The 15,080-nt window shown below is 66.2% G+C and carries 13 protein-coding genes and 1 pseudogene; 10 read left to right on the top strand and 4 right to left on the bottom strand.

Annotation, left to right across the window (positions count from 1 at the left end; all coding sequences use genetic code 11):
- From VEI45_RS21205 to VEI45_RS21195, 3 genes and pseudogenes are all read right to left on the bottom strand, one after another.
- The coding region (locus VEI45_RS21205) for a transglycosylase domain-containing protein (protein WP_324856497.1) at nt 1–1,407 on the bottom strand (1,407 nt) is incomplete at its 3' end.
- Nucleotides 1,400–1,825 carry a DUF5318 domain-containing protein gene (locus tag VEI45_RS21200; protein ID WP_324856496.1) on the bottom strand — a complete coding sequence of 142 codons (426 nt, stop codon included), beginning with the start codon at nt 1,823–1,825 and terminating at the stop codon, nt 1,400–1,402. The genes VEI45_RS21200 and VEI45_RS21205, both read right to left, overlap by 8 nt.
- Nucleotides 1,826–1,993: 168 nt before the next feature.
- Nucleotides 1,994–2,658 (bottom strand): annotated as a pseudogene (locus VEI45_RS21195) (LLM class flavin-dependent oxidoreductase); the annotation flags it as partial.
- Between the two features lie 139 nt (nt 2,659–2,797).
- Here VEI45_RS21195 and VEI45_RS21190 point away from each other — a divergent pair.
- The 9 genes from VEI45_RS21190 to VEI45_RS21150 all read left to right on the top strand — a co-directional run bounded on the left by VEI45_RS21190 (nt 2,798) and on the right by VEI45_RS21150 (nt 10,880).
- The gene (locus VEI45_RS21190; RefSeq protein ID WP_324856495.1) at nt 2,798–3,340 is read left to right on the top strand and encodes a PadR family transcriptional regulator; all 543 of its coding nucleotides are present in this window, start codon (nt 2,798–2,800) and stop codon (nt 3,338–3,340) included.
- Nucleotides 3,341–3,393: 53 nt separating this feature from the next.
- Nucleotides 3,394–4,500 carry an inositol-3-phosphate synthase gene (locus VEI45_RS21185; RefSeq protein ID WP_324856494.1) on the top strand — a complete coding sequence of 369 codons (1,107 nt, stop codon included), beginning with the start codon at nt 3,394–3,396 and terminating at the stop codon, nt 4,498–4,500.
- 65 nt (nt 4,501–4,565) lie between these two features.
- The gene (locus VEI45_RS21180; protein ID WP_324856493.1) at nt 4,566–5,468 is read left to right on the top strand and encodes an alpha/beta hydrolase; all 903 of its coding nucleotides are present in this window, start codon (nt 4,566–4,568) and stop codon (nt 5,466–5,468) included.
- A gap of 23 nt (nt 5,469–5,491) precedes the next feature.
- Nucleotides 5,492–6,292, top strand: coding sequence for an LLM class F420-dependent oxidoreductase (locus VEI45_RS21175; protein WP_324856492.1), 801 nt, complete (start codon nt 5,492–5,494; stop codon nt 6,290–6,292).
- Nucleotides 6,293–6,363: 71 nt separating this feature from the next.
- Nucleotides 6,364–7,041 carry a GntR family transcriptional regulator gene (locus VEI45_RS21170; RefSeq protein WP_324856491.1) on the top strand — a complete coding sequence of 226 codons (678 nt, stop codon included), beginning with the start codon at nt 6,364–6,366 and terminating at the stop codon, nt 7,039–7,041.
- A 21-nt stretch (nt 7,042–7,062) separates the two neighbouring features.
- The gene (locus VEI45_RS21165) at nt 7,063–8,856 is read left to right on the top strand and encodes an ABC transporter substrate-binding protein/permease (RefSeq protein ID WP_324856490.1); all 1,794 of its coding nucleotides are present in this window, start codon (nt 7,063–7,065) and stop codon (nt 8,854–8,856) included.
- Nucleotides 8,853–9,602: an amino acid ABC transporter ATP-binding protein gene (locus VEI45_RS21160; RefSeq protein WP_324856489.1), complete on the top strand. Its 750-nt coding sequence runs from the start codon at nt 8,853–8,855 to the stop codon at nt 9,600–9,602. The genes VEI45_RS21165 and VEI45_RS21160 overlap by 4 nt, the downstream gene beginning before the upstream one ends.
- A 55-nt stretch (nt 9,603–9,657) precedes the next feature.
- A complete protein-coding gene (locus VEI45_RS21155; RefSeq protein ID WP_324856488.1) occupies nt 9,658–10,164 on the top strand; it encodes a MarR family winged helix-turn-helix transcriptional regulator in 507 nt (168 codons plus the stop codon).
- Nucleotides 10,165–10,214: 50 nt separating this feature from the next.
- Complete coding sequence (locus VEI45_RS21150) at nt 10,215–10,880, top strand: SDR family oxidoreductase (RefSeq protein ID WP_324856487.1); 666 nt, start codon at nt 10,215–10,217, stop codon at nt 10,878–10,880.
- Between the two features lie 66 nt (nt 10,881–10,946).
- On the opposite strand, the gene leuS is transcribed toward VEI45_RS21150, so the two are convergent.
- Nucleotides 10,947–13,859 carry a leucine--tRNA ligase gene (gene leuS / locus VEI45_RS21145; protein WP_324856486.1) on the bottom strand — a complete coding sequence of 971 codons (2,913 nt, stop codon included), beginning with the start codon at nt 13,857–13,859 and terminating at the stop codon, nt 10,947–10,949.
- A 191-nt stretch (nt 13,860–14,050) separates the two neighbouring features.
- On the opposite strand from leuS, the gene VEI45_RS21140 reads away from it, so the two are divergent.
- Complete coding sequence (locus tag VEI45_RS21140; RefSeq protein WP_324856485.1) at nt 14,051–14,971, top strand: LpqN/LpqT family lipoprotein; 921 nt, start codon at nt 14,051–14,053, stop codon at nt 14,969–14,971.
- Nucleotides 14,972–15,080: the final 109 nt, after the last annotated feature.

The following is a 15,080-nucleotide window of genomic DNA, read 5'->3' as shown; positions in this document are numbered from 1 at the left end:
GATGGAAACAACCGCGGTGCGCATGTCGGGTGCCTGGCCGTCCATGTACTTCGACACCGCGTCCTCGGCGGCCTTCTGCGCTTGCGGATCGATGGTGGTGGTGACCTGCAAACCCTGGGTGTTCAGCGTTTGCTCGTCGATGTTGAACAGGTCGAGCAGCTCCCTGGTCACCTGCCGCTCAATCAACCCGTTCGGCCCGGTCGTCTGGTTCTGCGCGCGGGCCTGATCGGGCGGCACCGTCGGCGGAAACGCTTGAGCTGCCCTGTCCTTCGGCGACAGTGCGCCGATCTCCACCATCCCGTCGAGCACCCAGTTCCATCGGTGCGTGGCGCCGGGGAGGTTCACCGCGGGGTCGAGCGTGGACGGGCGCTGGATCAGCGCGGCCAGCAGTGCTCCGTCGGCGACGGTGAGCTGATCGACGGGCTTGCCGAAGTAGGCCTTGGACGCCGCCGAGATGCCGTAGGCGCCGCGACCGAAGTAAATGATGTTGAGATAGGCCTGCAGCACATCGTCTTTGGACCACTCGCCCGACATCTTGGTGGCGATGACGAGTTCCTTGGCCTTGCGGACGATGCCGCCAACTCCGGCGCGCTGTGATCCCACCAACGCGTTTTTGACGTACTGCTGGGTGATCGTTGAACCGCCCTGCGTGTCGCCGCCGAAGATGTTGTTCTTCACAGCCCGCGCGAAGCCGGTGAACGAGAAGCCGGGGTTGGAGTAGAAGTTGCGGTCCTCGGCCGCGATCACCGCTTGGCGCACGCGCACCGGTACCTCGCTGATGTTGACGTCCTCGCGATTGCCTTCCGGCGGAACGATTTTGGCCAGCTCTGAGCCGTCGCTAGCCAGGATTGTCGAGACCTGATTGGTGCGGATGTCACCCGGCTTGGGAACGTCGACGATGAAGTAGGCCATCGCGAAAGTGACGATCGGCAACAGCAGCACCACCGCGGTGGCGACGTAGACCCCGCGACGGACCCATGTCCAGTTGATGCGGTGCAGCCACGTCCAGTCGATTCGCCGGACCCACCCCCAGTCGGGCAGCCGCGGCTTGCGCGACGGTGGACCGGGCGGACGTCTGTCGCCGCCCTCGCCAGCCGGGTGCCGGTGACCCTGCGCCGTCCTGGCTTCCATTGCGGCCGTGGCCAACTCGAGCGGGTCGCGCCCCTCGGAGGTTCTCGACGCCGGCCGAGCGTCCAGTGCAGCCTTGACCGCCTCGATCGGATCCCGTAGCGGACGCGTCGTGTCGTCTTTGACCGGAGGCAGGATCGTGGTCAACCGGTCGTCGGGGGGAACCGGGGGGTCTGAGGGGCGTGGCCGGTGCGGCGAGTCAGAGCTCTGCCCACTGTCGGCCCCTGCCCCGTTCGGGGTGTCAGCGGCCGAGTGGTCTTCCTGTCCTTCGTTATTCACTGGCCGTGCGGGCGCCGTTGCGCGCCGTCCGCGTGCCCTTGGGCGGGCGGGCCGGGCGTGCCGCGCCGAGCACATACGACTTGACCAGGTGATTCCAGCTGCAGGTCCGGCATACCTCCACCACGTGCACGGAGAACTCTTCGAAGCGGGATGCCAGCACAACCAACTCTTCGGCGGTGCGCGCGGAACCGGACACCGCGCCCAGGTGGTCGCCGAACACCCACGACACCAGAGTGAGCTGCTCCTTCCGGCAGATCGGGCACATCACCGGACTGGGCTTCCCGTGGAACTTCGCAGCGCGCAGCAAGTACGGGTTGGCGTCACATACCTCGGTCACGCCGGTCCGACCCGAATACACCTCGGCCAGCAGTGAGCGCCGCCGAAGCGCATAGTCGACTACCTGTCGCTGCAATCGCACGATGACCAGAGTACGTCCGCGGGACCGATGCAGAGAGGTTGCCCGGCCACTCCGTGTGCCTCAATGGCCGCACCCGCTCGGGCCGCACTCGGACTCATCGTGGGTTGAGCATGACCGTCGCACCCACGCTCCGGCGGCGCGGCGCCGGTTATCGACCTGCTTGTCGCGTCAAGGAGCACTGAAGTCTCCGACGTGCGGCAGGAACGCCGAGCGGACCGCTTCGTTCGACCTGGCCAGCTCGGCGCCGTCGCCCAGCAGCCCCCGCCGGGCAAGGATCGGGCGTACCCCCTCACCGAAGATGTACACCTCTTCCAGGTGCGGATAGCCGGAAAGGATGAAGTGGTCTAGGCCCAGCTCGGCGTACTCGGCGATCCGGTCGGCGACCTCCTGGTGCGAACCAACGAGGGCGGTGCCCGCGCCGCCGCGAACCAGGCCGACGCCGGACCACAGATTGGGATAGATCTCCAGCCGTCGGGCATCCGCGCCACCGCCGAAATCGCCACCGCCGTTATGCAATTCGCGCATCCGATGTTGCCCCTCGGACTCCGACCGCGCCAGCGATGCCTGGGCGGCGGCCACGGTCTGCGGACTGAGTGCGCTCAGCAGCCGCTGCGCCTCCGACCAGGCCCGCTCGCTGGTGTCGCGGGAGACGACGTGCAACCTGATGCCGTAGCTCAGTTCCCAACCCTGCGCCTTGGCCAGGCCGCGGATCCAATCCAACTTCTCGCCGACCTGGGCGGGCGGCTCGCCCCAGGTCAGGTAGGTATCGGCGAATCTGGCCGCGACCTGGCCAGCCTCAGCAGACGACCCCCGAAGAAGACGGCCGGGCTCGGCCAAAAGCACCTGAACAACGCGAAAACTTCAGCTGGACGCCAGCTGGAGTGGTGGCGAATATATCGGGGCGATACTATGACGCGAGACTGTTGCTCGACATATAACAGTCGTACCAGCCAGAGCAAAGGAGGTGACTCGATGCTGGAGCTCGCCATCCTGGGACTCTTGCTCGAGTCGCCGATGCATGGCTACGAACTGCGTAAACGGCTGACTGGTCTGCTCGGGGCGTTCCGGGCGTTTTCCTACGGTTCGCTTTACCCCGCGCTGCGACGGATGCAGGCGGACGGGCTGATCGCCGAGAACGCCGCCCCGGCCGGGACGCCGGTGCGGCGTGCCCGGCGCGTCTACGAGTTGACCGATGATGGCCGGCAGCGCTTCGCCGAGCTGGTGGCTGACACCGGCCCGCATAACTACACCGACGATGGCTTCGGCGTCCACCTGGCGTTTTTCAACCGCACTCCGGCTGAGGCGCGAATGCGCATCTTGGAGGGCCGTCGTCGTCAGGTCGAAGAACGTAGGGAAGGCCTGCGTGAAGCAGTGGCGCGGGCCAGTAGCTCCCTAGACCGCTACACCCGCCAGTTACATCAACTCGGGTTGGAGTCCAGCGAACGGGAAGTGAATTGGCTCAACGAGCTGATCGCGGCCGAACGCATAGCGCAACGGCGCGCTGAGCAGGCCTAGACCTGGGTAAATCCACCACATCCACGACACATGAGAGTTAAGGAGAACGCCGCATGAGTGAGCACAAGCCGCTAGGGGTGTCGGCGACGCAGCCGGAGGTTCGCGTCGCCATTGTCGGCGTCGGCAACTGCGCGTCCTCGCTGGTACAGGGCGTCGAGTACTACCAGAACGCCGACGAGTCTTCGACCGTCCCCGGCCTGATGCATGTGCGGTTCGGGCCTTACCACGTTCGCGACGTCAAGATCGTCGCCGCCTTCGACGTGGACGCCAAGAAGGTCGGCTTCGACCTGTCCGAGGCGATTTTCGCGTCCGAGAACAACACCATCAAGATCGCCGACGTCCCGCCCACCAACGTGACGGTGCAACGCGGCCCGACGCTCGACGGCATCGGCAAGTACTACGCCGACACCATCGAGGTGTCGGATGCCGAGGCGGTCGACGTGGTCAAGGTGCTGCGCGACGCCGAGGTCGACGTCCTGGTCTCCTACCTGCCGGTGGGCTCCGAAGAGGCCGACAAGTTCTACGCCCAGTGCGCGATCGACGCTGGGGTGGCATTCGTCAACGCGCTGCCGGTGTTCATCGCCTCCGACCCGGTGTGGGCCAAGAAGTTCACCGACGCCGGGGTCCCGATCGTCGGTGATGACATCAAGAGCCAGGTCGGTGCCACGATCACCCACCGCGTGATGGCCAAGCTGTTTGAGGACCGCGGTGTCCAACTCGACCGCACCATGCAGCTCAACGTCGGCGGCAACATGGACTTCCTGAACATGCTCGAACGTGAGCGGCTGGAGTCGAAGAAGATCTCCAAGACCCAGGCCGTCACGTCGAATCTGCAGCGGGAGTTCAAGACCAAAGATGTGCACATCGGCCCGTCCGACCACGTCGGCTGGCTCGACGACCGCAAATGGGCTTACGTCCGGCTGGAGGGCCGCGCGTTCGGTGACGTGCCGTTGAACCTGGAGTACAAGCTCGAGGTGTGGGACTCGCCCAACTCGGCCGGCGTCATCATCGACGCGGTGCGGGCGGCCAAGATCGCCAAGGACCGCGGCGTCGGTGGACCGGTGATCCCGGCGTCGGCATACCTGATGAAGAGCCCGCCGCAGCAGTTGCCCGACGACGTCGCGCGTACTCGGCTCGAAGAGTTCATCATCGAGGGCTAGGTTTCGCCCCCGCGCCGAATCTCACCCGAGTGTGGCGGTCGGGCCGGATCGTAGAGTCAGGAACTGTGACCGACATTTCCGACGACGAATTAGTTGGCCTGTCCGAGTTCGCGCTGCTCCCCGAGAACGCCGAGCAGGCCGGCGTCGAAGGGCCGTTGCCGCATGTGCAGCGGATCGATGCGGGCGCCGTCAGCGCGCTGCAATGGGGTGAGCGCTCGCCGCGGATCGTCTTCATGCACGGCGGGGGGCAGAACGCGCACACCTGGGACACCGTGATTGTCGGTTTGGGGCAACCGGCTTTGGCGGTGGACCTGCCCGGCCACGGGCACTCGGCGTGGCGCGACGACGGCGACTACTCGCCGCAGCACAACGCCGCGGCACTGGGCCCGGTGCTGAACGAGTTCGCGCCGCACGCCGACCTCATCGTCGGCATGTCGCTGGGCGGGCTGACCGCGATCGGGCTGGGCGCGGTCGCGCCGCATCTCGTGCGTGAACTCGTCCTCGTCGACGTCACCCCGTCATCGCTGCGCCGGCACGCTGAGCTCACGACCGAACAGCAAGGCACGGTGGCGCTGGTCGCGGGCGAACGGGAGTTCCCTAGCTTTGCCGCCATACTGCAGGTAACCACCGCCGCAGCGCCGCACCGTGACCCGAAATCGCTGCGCCGCGGTGTGTTCCACAACTCCCGCCGGCTCGACGACGGCCGCTGGACCTGGCGCTACGACAGCATCCGCGCGATCCCTGACTTCGACAGCCTGTGGGACGACGTCGCCGGCTTGGCCGCGCCCGTCACGCTGGTGCGCGGCGGCACATCGGGATTCGTCACCGACGAGGACGCCGCCGAGCTCGGCCAACGCGCGCAGACGTTCCGCGGTGTGCACGTCGTCGAGAATTCCGGACATTCCGTGCAAAGCGACCAACCCCGCGCACTGATCGACATCTTGCGCGGAGTACTCGACGGCGGCTGAGGCTCACCACCTACGTTGGTGGGATGAGCTCTCCAAGCCCGCGTATCGGCGTACAGCTTCAGCCGCAACATGCCCCGCATTACCAGAACATCCGCGACGCGGTCCGCCGCTGCGAGGACATCGGCGTCGACGTCGCGTTCAATTGGGATCACTTCTTTCCGCTCTACGGCGACCCCGACGGCGCCCACTTCGAATGCTGGACAATGCTTGCCGCCTGGGCCGAGCAGACATCGCGCATCGAGATCGGCGCCCTGGTCAGCTGTAACTCCTACCGCAATCCCGAGCTGCTCGCCGACATGGCTCGCACCGTCGACCACATCTGCGACGGGCGTCTCGTTTTGGGGATCGGCTCGGGCTGGAAACGGAAGGACTACACCCAATACGGCTATGAGTTCGGAACCGCGGGCAGCCGACTCGACGATCTCGCCGCAGCCCTGCCGCGGATCAAATCCCGGTTGGGCAAGCTCAATCCGGCGCCCACGCGCGACATTCCGCTGCTGATCGGCGGCGGCGGCGAGAAGAAGACCTTGCGTCTGGTCGCCGAGCACGCCGACATCTGGCACAGCTTCACGACCGCTGCCTCCTATCCCGCCAAGTCGGCTGTGCTGACCGACCACTGCACCGCGGTCGGGCGTGATCCGGCCAGCATCGAACGGTCGGCCGCGGTGGGCGGCGAGACCGGCAGCGCGGATGCGGACCGGTTGATCGCCGAGGCCGAGGCGCTGACCGACCTCGGTGTCAGCCTGCTGACCATCGGCGCCTCCGGACCGGACTACGACCTGACCGGCGCCGAGACGTTGTGCCGCTGGCGTGATGCCCGTTAAACGGCGAACGGACGCCGACGTAGCGTGAGAAACTGCCAGCGCGAATTTGCGGATCGGGCCGAAAGAAGCACATGCCGAAGAAATACGGGGTCAAAGAGAAGGACCAAGTCGTTGCCCACATCTTTAACCTCGTTCTGACCGGCAAGCTGCGCACGGGTGACCGCGTCGACCGTAATGAGATCGCCACCCGCCTCGGGATGAGTCGTGTTCCGGTGCAAGAGGCCATCGTCCAGCTCGAGCACGATGGCTTGCTGTCCACCAGCTATCACCGTGGGGCGTTCATCGAGCGGTTCGACGAAGACACGGTCCGCGAGCATTACGAGTTGCACGGCGTGCTCAACGGCATCGCCTCGGCGCGCGCGGCCGCCAACCCCACCCCACGCATCCTGGGACAGCTCGACGGCATGTTGCGCACGCTGCGCAGCTGTAAGGAACCGCGCGCCTTCCAGCGGGCCGTGCGTGAGTATCGGCGTGCCGTTGACGATGAGTACGCCGGGCCGCGACTGCACGCGGCGATCCGCGCCTCGCAGGGTCTAATTCCGCGCGCGTTCTTGCTGAGCTATCCGAGCATCGTTGCCAAGATGCTGCCGTTCTACGAGGACGAGACCGCAGCCATCAAGCACCGCGACCCCGACGCCGCGCGGGCGGCATGCAGCGGATGCGCTGAATTGATGGCCGAGGTGATGGTGACCGAACTGGTTCGCCGTGGCGTCTTCGCCCCGTCGGAGAAGCCCGCGATCTCCTTCTGAACCGGCCGGTACGTTGCGGGTATGAACGTCAACGCCGGAAAGCTGTTCGCGCTGGTCGCGGTGACCCTGCTGACCTGCAGCCTGGCTAGTCTGACATTGGCCCCCCCTATCGCGGCCGACACCAATCAATGCGCGCCGCCCGGCGAGGACGGCGCGATCGCGTTGCCGAGAAAACTGGCTACCGCCAACCGCCCGCACGAGGACAAGTACACGACCGCCAACGTCGAGCCGCTGAGTTCGGTGGACATCGGCGCCCTCGGACTGCACACACCCCGCACCCTGACCGTAGGCACCCTGTCCCAGTCTCCGCCGACCAGCTGCCTCAACCCCGCCGGGCACTACACCGGTTACGACAACGAACTGCTGCGGGCCATCGCAGCCAAGCTGGGCTTACAAGTCGCCTTCGTCGGCACCGACTTCTTTGGGCTGCTGGCCCAGGTCGGGTCCCGGCGCTTCGACGTCGGCTCGGCGTCGATCATGGCCACCGAAGCACGCCGGCGCACAGTCGGATTCACCAACGGCTACGACTTCGGCTACCTATCGCTGGTGGTGCCGTCTGGTTCGGCGATCGACGGGTTCGACGACCTGGCCGCAGGACAGCGGATCGGTGTCGTTCAGGGCACTGTAGAAGAGGCCTACGTCGTCGACGCCCTGCACTTGCAACCGGTGAAGTTCCCCGACTTCACCACCGTGTACACCAGCCTGAAGACCCATCAGATCGACGCGTGGGTAGCACCGGCGATGGAGGCGACCAACGTGATGCGGCCCGGCGACACCGCCGCCATCGCCGGCTACACGTTCGGCCTGGGCAACTACGTGGCCTATGCGGTGGCCAAAGACAACCAGCCGCTGATCGCTGCGCTGAACGCCGGCCTGGACGCCGTGATCGCCGATGGCACCTGGGCGCAGCTGTACACCGACTGGGTTCCGCGACCGTTGCCCCCGGGCTGGCACCCGGGATCGAAGTCGGCGTTGATGCCGCACCTGCCGGATTTCGCGATGATCGCCGAGCGGCATCATCGTGTGGTCGACGAGGCCGCCCCGCCGAAATCGACGCTCGCCCAGCTGCGCGACTCCTTCTTCGACTGGGACCTTTACCGGCAGACCATCCCGGTGCTGTTGAAGACCGGGTTGCCCAACACGCTGATCCTCACCGTCAGCTCCAGCGTCATCGGCTTAGTAGTCGGCATCGTGCTGGCGGTTGCCGGTATTTCGCGCGCCCGTTGGCTGCGTTGGCCGGCCCGGTTGTACACCGACATTTTCCGCGGCCTGCCCGAGGTGGTGATCATCCTGCTGATCGGACTGGGGATCGGTCCGATCATGGGCGGGCTGACCCACAACAACCCGTACCCGCTGGGCATCGCCGCGCTGGGCTTGACGGCGGCCGCATACGTGGGCGAGATCTTCCGTTCCGGCATCCAAAGTGTCGAGTCCGGCCAGCTGGAAGCCTCCCGCGCGCTGGGGTTGAGCTATCGCGCCTCGATGGGGTTGGTGGTGATACCGCAGGGGATCCGCCGGGTACTGCCGGCGCTGGTCAACCAGCTCATCGCCCTGTTGAAGGGCTCGGCGCTGGTGTATTTCCTCGGGTTGATCGCCGGGCAACGCGAGCTGTTTCAGGTGGGCCGTGACTTCAACGCGCAGACCGGCAGCCTTTCACCGCTGGTGGCGGCTGGAATCTGCTACTTGCTCTTAACTATCCCGCTGACCCATCTGGTGAACTTCGTCGACAACCGCCTTCGCCAGGGCCGGGCTGCGACCGAGCCGGACAACCCGCTCGACCGGATCTCCTCGACGATCAGCCAGGAGATGACGTGACCGACCGCCATGCGCAGCTGCAGTCAGTATCGTTGGCGGGTAAGGACATTCACCTGTCCTTTGGTCGAAATGCGGTGCTGCGCGGGGTTGATATCGATGCGCCAGCCGGTAGCACGGTGGCGCTGATCGGCCCGTCGGGCTCTGGCAAGTCGACCCTGCTGCGGACTCTGAATCGATTACACGAGCCCGACCGTGGCGACATCCTGCTTGACGGTCGGTCGGTGTTGGACGACGATCCCAATCGACTCCGGCAGCGAATTGGCATGGTATTCCAGCATTTCAATCTCTTTCCGCACCGCAGCGTGCTGGACAACGTCATGCTGGCGCCGCGCAAGCTCAAGCGCCTCTCGACCGACGCGGCCCGCGAGCTGGCACTGGCTCAGCTGGACCGGGTTGGCATGAAAGACAAGGCCGACAGCCGTCCCGGCGCGCTGTCAGGCGGGCAGCAGCAAAGAGTCGCGATCGCGCGCGCGTTGGCGATGGCCCCACTTGTGATGCTCTTCGATGAAGCGACCTCGGCGCTGGATCCCGAACTGGTCAAGGGCATTCTGGCGCTGATCGCGGACTTGGGCGCCGAAGGCATGACAATGCTTGTGGTCACCCACGAAATGGGTTTCGCCAGGTCGACATCCGACACAGTCGTCTTCATGGACCACGGTCAGGTGGTGGAAACCGGCCCGCCGGACCAGATATTCGAAGCCGCACAAACCGAGCGGTTGCAGCGCTTCCTGTCGCAAGTACTTTGACAGCAAAACCGGTTTCTGGGTCTGCGAACTTCCAGACAGGTTAGACTGGCGAACTATGGCGGAACGCGAAGCCACGGTGCCGGAGCTCACCGAGCTGGCTGAGGGTCTGCACCGCACGCTGTCCAAACTTTTCTCGATCCTGCGCCGCGGCGACCCCAGCGGCTCTGCTGCAGGCGCCGACCTGACCCTGGCCCAGCTGTCGATTCTGGTCACCTTGCTCGATCGGGGTCCGATCCGGATGACCGATCTGGCCGCACACGAGCGCGTGCGTACGCCCACCACGACGGTGGCGATACGCAGGCTGGAGAAGATCGGCCTAGTGAAGCGCTCGCGTGATCCGTCCGACCTGCGCGCCGTGCTCGTCGACATCACCCCGCGGGGGTTGGCCGTTCACCGCGAGTCGCTGACCAATCGGATCGCCGCGTTGTCGACGCTACTCAGCAGGCTCAGCGGGCCCGACCTGGAGACCCTTACCAAGGCGCTTGCGCCGCTGGAGCGGCTGGCTGCCAGCGAGCCGGTAGCCAGCGCCGCGGCTTCCGAAGCCAACGGCGAACAGGCTTAGCAATCCGGGCTTGACCAGCCTAGACCCTTGCCGCCCTTAAGCTGGCAGGCATGCGGACCGCGCTTATCACCGGTGCCAGTCGCGGGATCGGCGCCGCCATCGCCGCCGCCCTGGCACCGACGCACACCCTGCTGTTGGCCGGACGGCCCTCGCCTGCGCTGCAGGCCACCGCGGACCGGCTGGGCGCCACCACGTTGCCGCTGGACCTGACCGACACCGACGCGATCCCCACCGCAACCGCCGCCATCGGCGAGCTCGATGTGCTGGTCCACGACGCTGGGGTGTCGTTCCCGGGACGCGTCGCCGAGTCCACCGTCGCCGAGTGGCGCACCACCTTTGAGGTCAATGTCCTTGGCGCAGTTGCGCTTACGCTCGCGCTGCTGCCTGCCCTGCGGCGCGCGCACGGTCAGGTGGTGTTCATCAACTCTGGGTCGGGGCGCAAGGCTTCGCTGGGGATGGCGTCATATTCCGCGAGCAAGTTCGCGCTGCGCGCGTTCGCCGACTCGCTGCGCGAGAGCGAGCCAGCGCTGCGGGTCACCACCGTCTACCCCGGTCGCACCGACACCGACATGCAGCGTGAGTTGGTGTCCTTCGAGGGCGACGAATACGACCCCGAGCGATTCCTGCGCGCCGACACCGTCGCCGAGGTCGTCGCCCGCGCGGTGGCCACCCCGCCCGACGGTCATCTCCACGAGGTGGTGCTCCGCCCCCGTTGAGCGCGAGCAGACACAAAAGCGCCCGACGCGCCGACCAATCAGGTGCTTGCGTCTGCTCGCGATAAATCAAACCACCAAGTTAACCAGCCGCCCGGCGACCACGATCACCTTCTTCGGCGTGGCGCCCGCCAAAGACGTCTGCACCTTCTCATCGGCCAGCGCCGCAGCTTCCACCGCGTCGGCGTCGGCGCCGGCGGGCACCGTGATACGGCCGCGCACTTTGCCGTTGACCTGCACCGGGTACTCGACGGTGTCTTCGACCAGATAATCGGGGTTGGCCACCGGGAACGGCCCGTGGGCAAGCGAAGTCGGGTGGCCCAGCCGCTGCCACAACTCCTCGGCCAGGTGCGGCGCCAACGGCGCCAGCATCAGCACCAGTGGCTCGACCGCTGCGCGCGGGATGGAATCGCGGTGCTGCTTGGTAAGGTGGTTGGTGTACTCGATCAGCTTGGCGACCGCCGTGTTATTCCGCAGTGCCGCATAGTCTTCGGAGACACCGGCGATGGTGCGGTGCAGCAGTCGCAGCGTGTCGGTGTCCAGATCCGGGTTGTCGGCCACTTCGACGATGCCGGTCTGCTCGTCGACCACCAGCCGCCATACTCGCTGCAGGAATCGGTGCGCGCCGACGACGTCCTTGGTGGCCCAGGGGCGTGACGCCTCCAGCGGGCCCATCGCCATCTCGTACACCCGCAGCGTGTCCGCGCCGTAGTCGTCGCACATTTCGTCGGGCGATATCGAATTCTTCAGGCTCTTACCGATCTTGCCGAATTCCTGGAAGACCTCGACCTCCCCGTCGGGACCGGGGTAGACGAACGTGCCGTCGCGTTCGACCACCTCGTCCGCCGGTACGTAGGTCCCGCGGACGTCGGTATAGGCAAATGCTTGGATGTAGCCCTGGTTGACCAGCCGTCGGTATGGCTCGCGGGAACTGACGTAACCCAGGTCGTAGAGCACCTTGTGCCAGAACCGCGAATACAGCAGGTGCAGCACCGCGTGCTCAGCACCTCCGACGTACAGGTCGACGCCCCCCGGATCGCCGGGGCCGTGCTCAGCCGGCCTCGGGCCCATCCAGTAGGCTTCATTCTCCTTGGCGCAGAACCGTTCTGAGTTGTGCGGGTCGATGTAGCGCAGCTCATACCAGGAGCTGCCCGCCCAGTTCGGCATGACGTTGGTGTCGCGGGTGTACAGCTTCAACCCGTCACCGAGGTCCAGCTCGACGTGCACCCAGTCGGTCGCCTTGGCCAGCGGCGGCTCGGGAACGCTCTCGGCGTCGTCGGGGTCGAACAGCACCGGCGAGTAGTCCAGGACGTCGGGCAATTGCACGGGCAACGCTGCCTCACCCAGCGCGTGCGGACGCCCGTCGCTGTCGTAGACGATCGGGAAGGGCTCGCCCCAATAGCGTTGGCGCGCAAAAAGCCAGTCGCGCAGCTTGTATTCGATGCGCGCCCGGCCACGACCGCCGGATTCCAACCGCGCGGTGATGACTTCCTTGGCCGCCGAGATGTCCAGCCCGTTCAGGTATCCGGAGTTCACCAGCACCCCGTCGCCGGTATAGGCGGCTTTGGAAATATCGCCGCCGGCAATCACTTCTACGATCGGCAGCCCGAACTCGTGGGCGAACTCCCAGTCGCGCTGATCGTGGCCGGGAACCGCCATGATCATCCCGGTGCCGTATCCGGCCAGCACGTAGTCGGCGATGAAGATCGGCAGCTGCTCGCCGTTGGCCGGATTGATCGCATAACTGCTCAGGAACACACCGGTCTTGGTTTTGTTCTCCTGGCGCTCGAGGTCGGACTTCGCGTAGATGGTCTGCCGGTAGGCGGCGACGGCCGCGGCCGGTGTGGCGCCATCGAACGTCCAATGTGGGTCCACTCCATCCGGCCATTCGGTGCCAACCAACCGGTCGACCAGGTCGTGCTCAGGGGCCAGCACCAGATAGGTGGCGCCGAACAGGGTGTCCGGCCGGGTGGTGAACACCTCCAAGTCGACGCTCTCGCCGTCGGTGGTGCGTGCCGAGAACAGCGCGGCGGCGCCGGTGGAGCGACCGATCCAGTTGCGCTGCATGGTTTTGACCTTTTCCGGCCAGTCCAGCACGTCGAGGTCGTCGAGCAGCCGGTCGGAGTAGGCGGTAATCCGCATCATCCACTGCCGCAACCGCTTACGAAACACTGGGAAGTTCCCCCGATCGCTGCGGCCGTCAGCGGTGACCTCTTCGTTGGCCAGCACGGTGCCCAGCCCGGGACACCAGTTCACCATCGAATCGACCCGGTAGACCAGGCGGTGGGCGTCGATCACGTCGGCGCGTTCACCTGCCGACAGTTTCGCCCATTCTCGGCCATCGTCCAATTGCCTTGCACCGGAATCGAATGCGGCAACCAGGTCGGTGATCGACCGGGCTTTGTTCGCGGCGGTGTCGAACCATGCGTTATAGATCTGCAGGAAGATCCACTGCGTCCACTTGTAGAACTCGGCGTCGGTGGTGGAGAAGCTTCGCCGGTTGTCGTGGCCGAAGCCCAGCCGGCCCAACTGGCGCCGGAAGTTGACGATGTTGGCCTCGGTCCGGGTGCGCGGGTGGGTGCCGGTCTGCACCGCGTACTGCTCGGCGGGCAGACCGAATGCGTCGAAGCCCAACGCGTGCAGCACATTACGACCGATCATCCGAAAGTAGCGGGCGTAGACATCAGTCGCGATATAGCCCAGCGGGTGACCGACGTGCAGCCCCTCTCCGGACGGATACGGAAACATGTCCTGGACGAACATCTTGTCGTCGGGCACGGGCGAGCCGTCTATTGGTGCCAGCGACCCGACCGGGTTGGGCACGTTGAAGGTTCCCAGCCGGTTCCAGTTGTCCTGCCAGGTCTGCTCGATGCGGCCGGCCAGCTCCGCGGTGTACCGAAACCGCGGCGCATCGGGGTCGGCCTGGGCAGCCGAGCGGGCGCCAGGATGGGGGCCCGTCGCGGCCGTTGGGGAATCGGTCACGTCCAACAGGTTATAAGGGCGGCGATGACGGGCCCGCCAGCCACACGTTTGTCTCGGTTGCGTTGCAGACCGATCAGGGCTTTATCCCAGGTGTATTCCAGGTCGATTCCAAGCCTGGTTGCCACTGGTTGGGCGGGGTTACAGTCCGACTCATGCTTTGCCACTGAGCGACTTGGGAAGGACCGACTCTCATGATGCAGATTGCCCGTAGCTGGCGGGTTACGGTCGCGGGTCTGGCCGTTGGCGTCGTGGGTGTGCTGGGCTTTGCGTGCCCCACCGCATCGGCAGAACCGGTGTATCCGCCCCGGCCTAATCCCGCTCCGGTCCCCGCCCCGCCCCTGATGCCGCAGGCCGTCGCGGTCGCCCCCGGGGCCGTCAGCAACCCCATTCCGGGAACAGCGGCCGCTGCCCCCCCGGTACCCCCTCCCGTCTCGCGGGCGCTGTCCCCGGCAGCCCCAGCAGCCCCGGCGGCAGCGCCGATGCTCGTTCCGGCCAGTTCCGGGACGCTGCGCGATTATTTCGGGAGCAAGAACGTCAAACTGGAGCCGCAACAGGCGCAAAACTTCAAAGCGCTCGACATCACCTTGCCGATGCCGCCCGGCTGGACACAGGTCCCCGACCCCAATGTCCCCGACGCGTTCGTGGTGACCGCCAACCGCCACAGCACCAGCCTCTACACCTCCAATGCCCAGCTGGTGGTGTACCGGCTGGTCGGCGATTTCGATGCGAAGGAGGCCATCACTCACGGGTATCTCGACAGCGCGCAACTGCCCGCCTGGCGCAGCACTAACGCCTCGCTGGCCGACTTCGACGGCTCCCCGTCGTCGATCATCGAGGGCACCTACCGCGAAAACCAGATGACGCTCAACACCTCGCGGCGCCACGTCATCGTCACCTCGGGGCCGGACAAGTACTTAGTGTCGCTGGCTGTAACGACCGACGCCACCACTGCGGTCGGCGAAGCGCCGGCCACCGACACGATCGTCAACGGGTTCCGGGTCGGCCCGCCCGGGTCCAACCCAGCGCCGGCTCCGGCGCAGGCGCCCGCGGCGGCGGCCGCAACCGCCGTGCCGCCGTCGGCGGTCGGTCCGTCGGCAGCCCTCGCGCACTAGTAGCCGCGCGCTGCGGCGTATCGGGCCGCCTCGTATTGTGACCCCATGCTCATCGCCGGAGTGTCCCCTCGCTTCGCTGGGGTTGCCCCAGTGCGTGTGCGCGGCGGTC

This window comes from Mycobacterium sp., assembly GCF_035623875.1.
Lineage (GTDB): Bacteria > Actinomycetota > Actinomycetes > Mycobacteriales > Mycobacteriaceae > Mycobacterium.
This window is presented reverse-complemented; position numbering and strand designations above follow the sequence as displayed.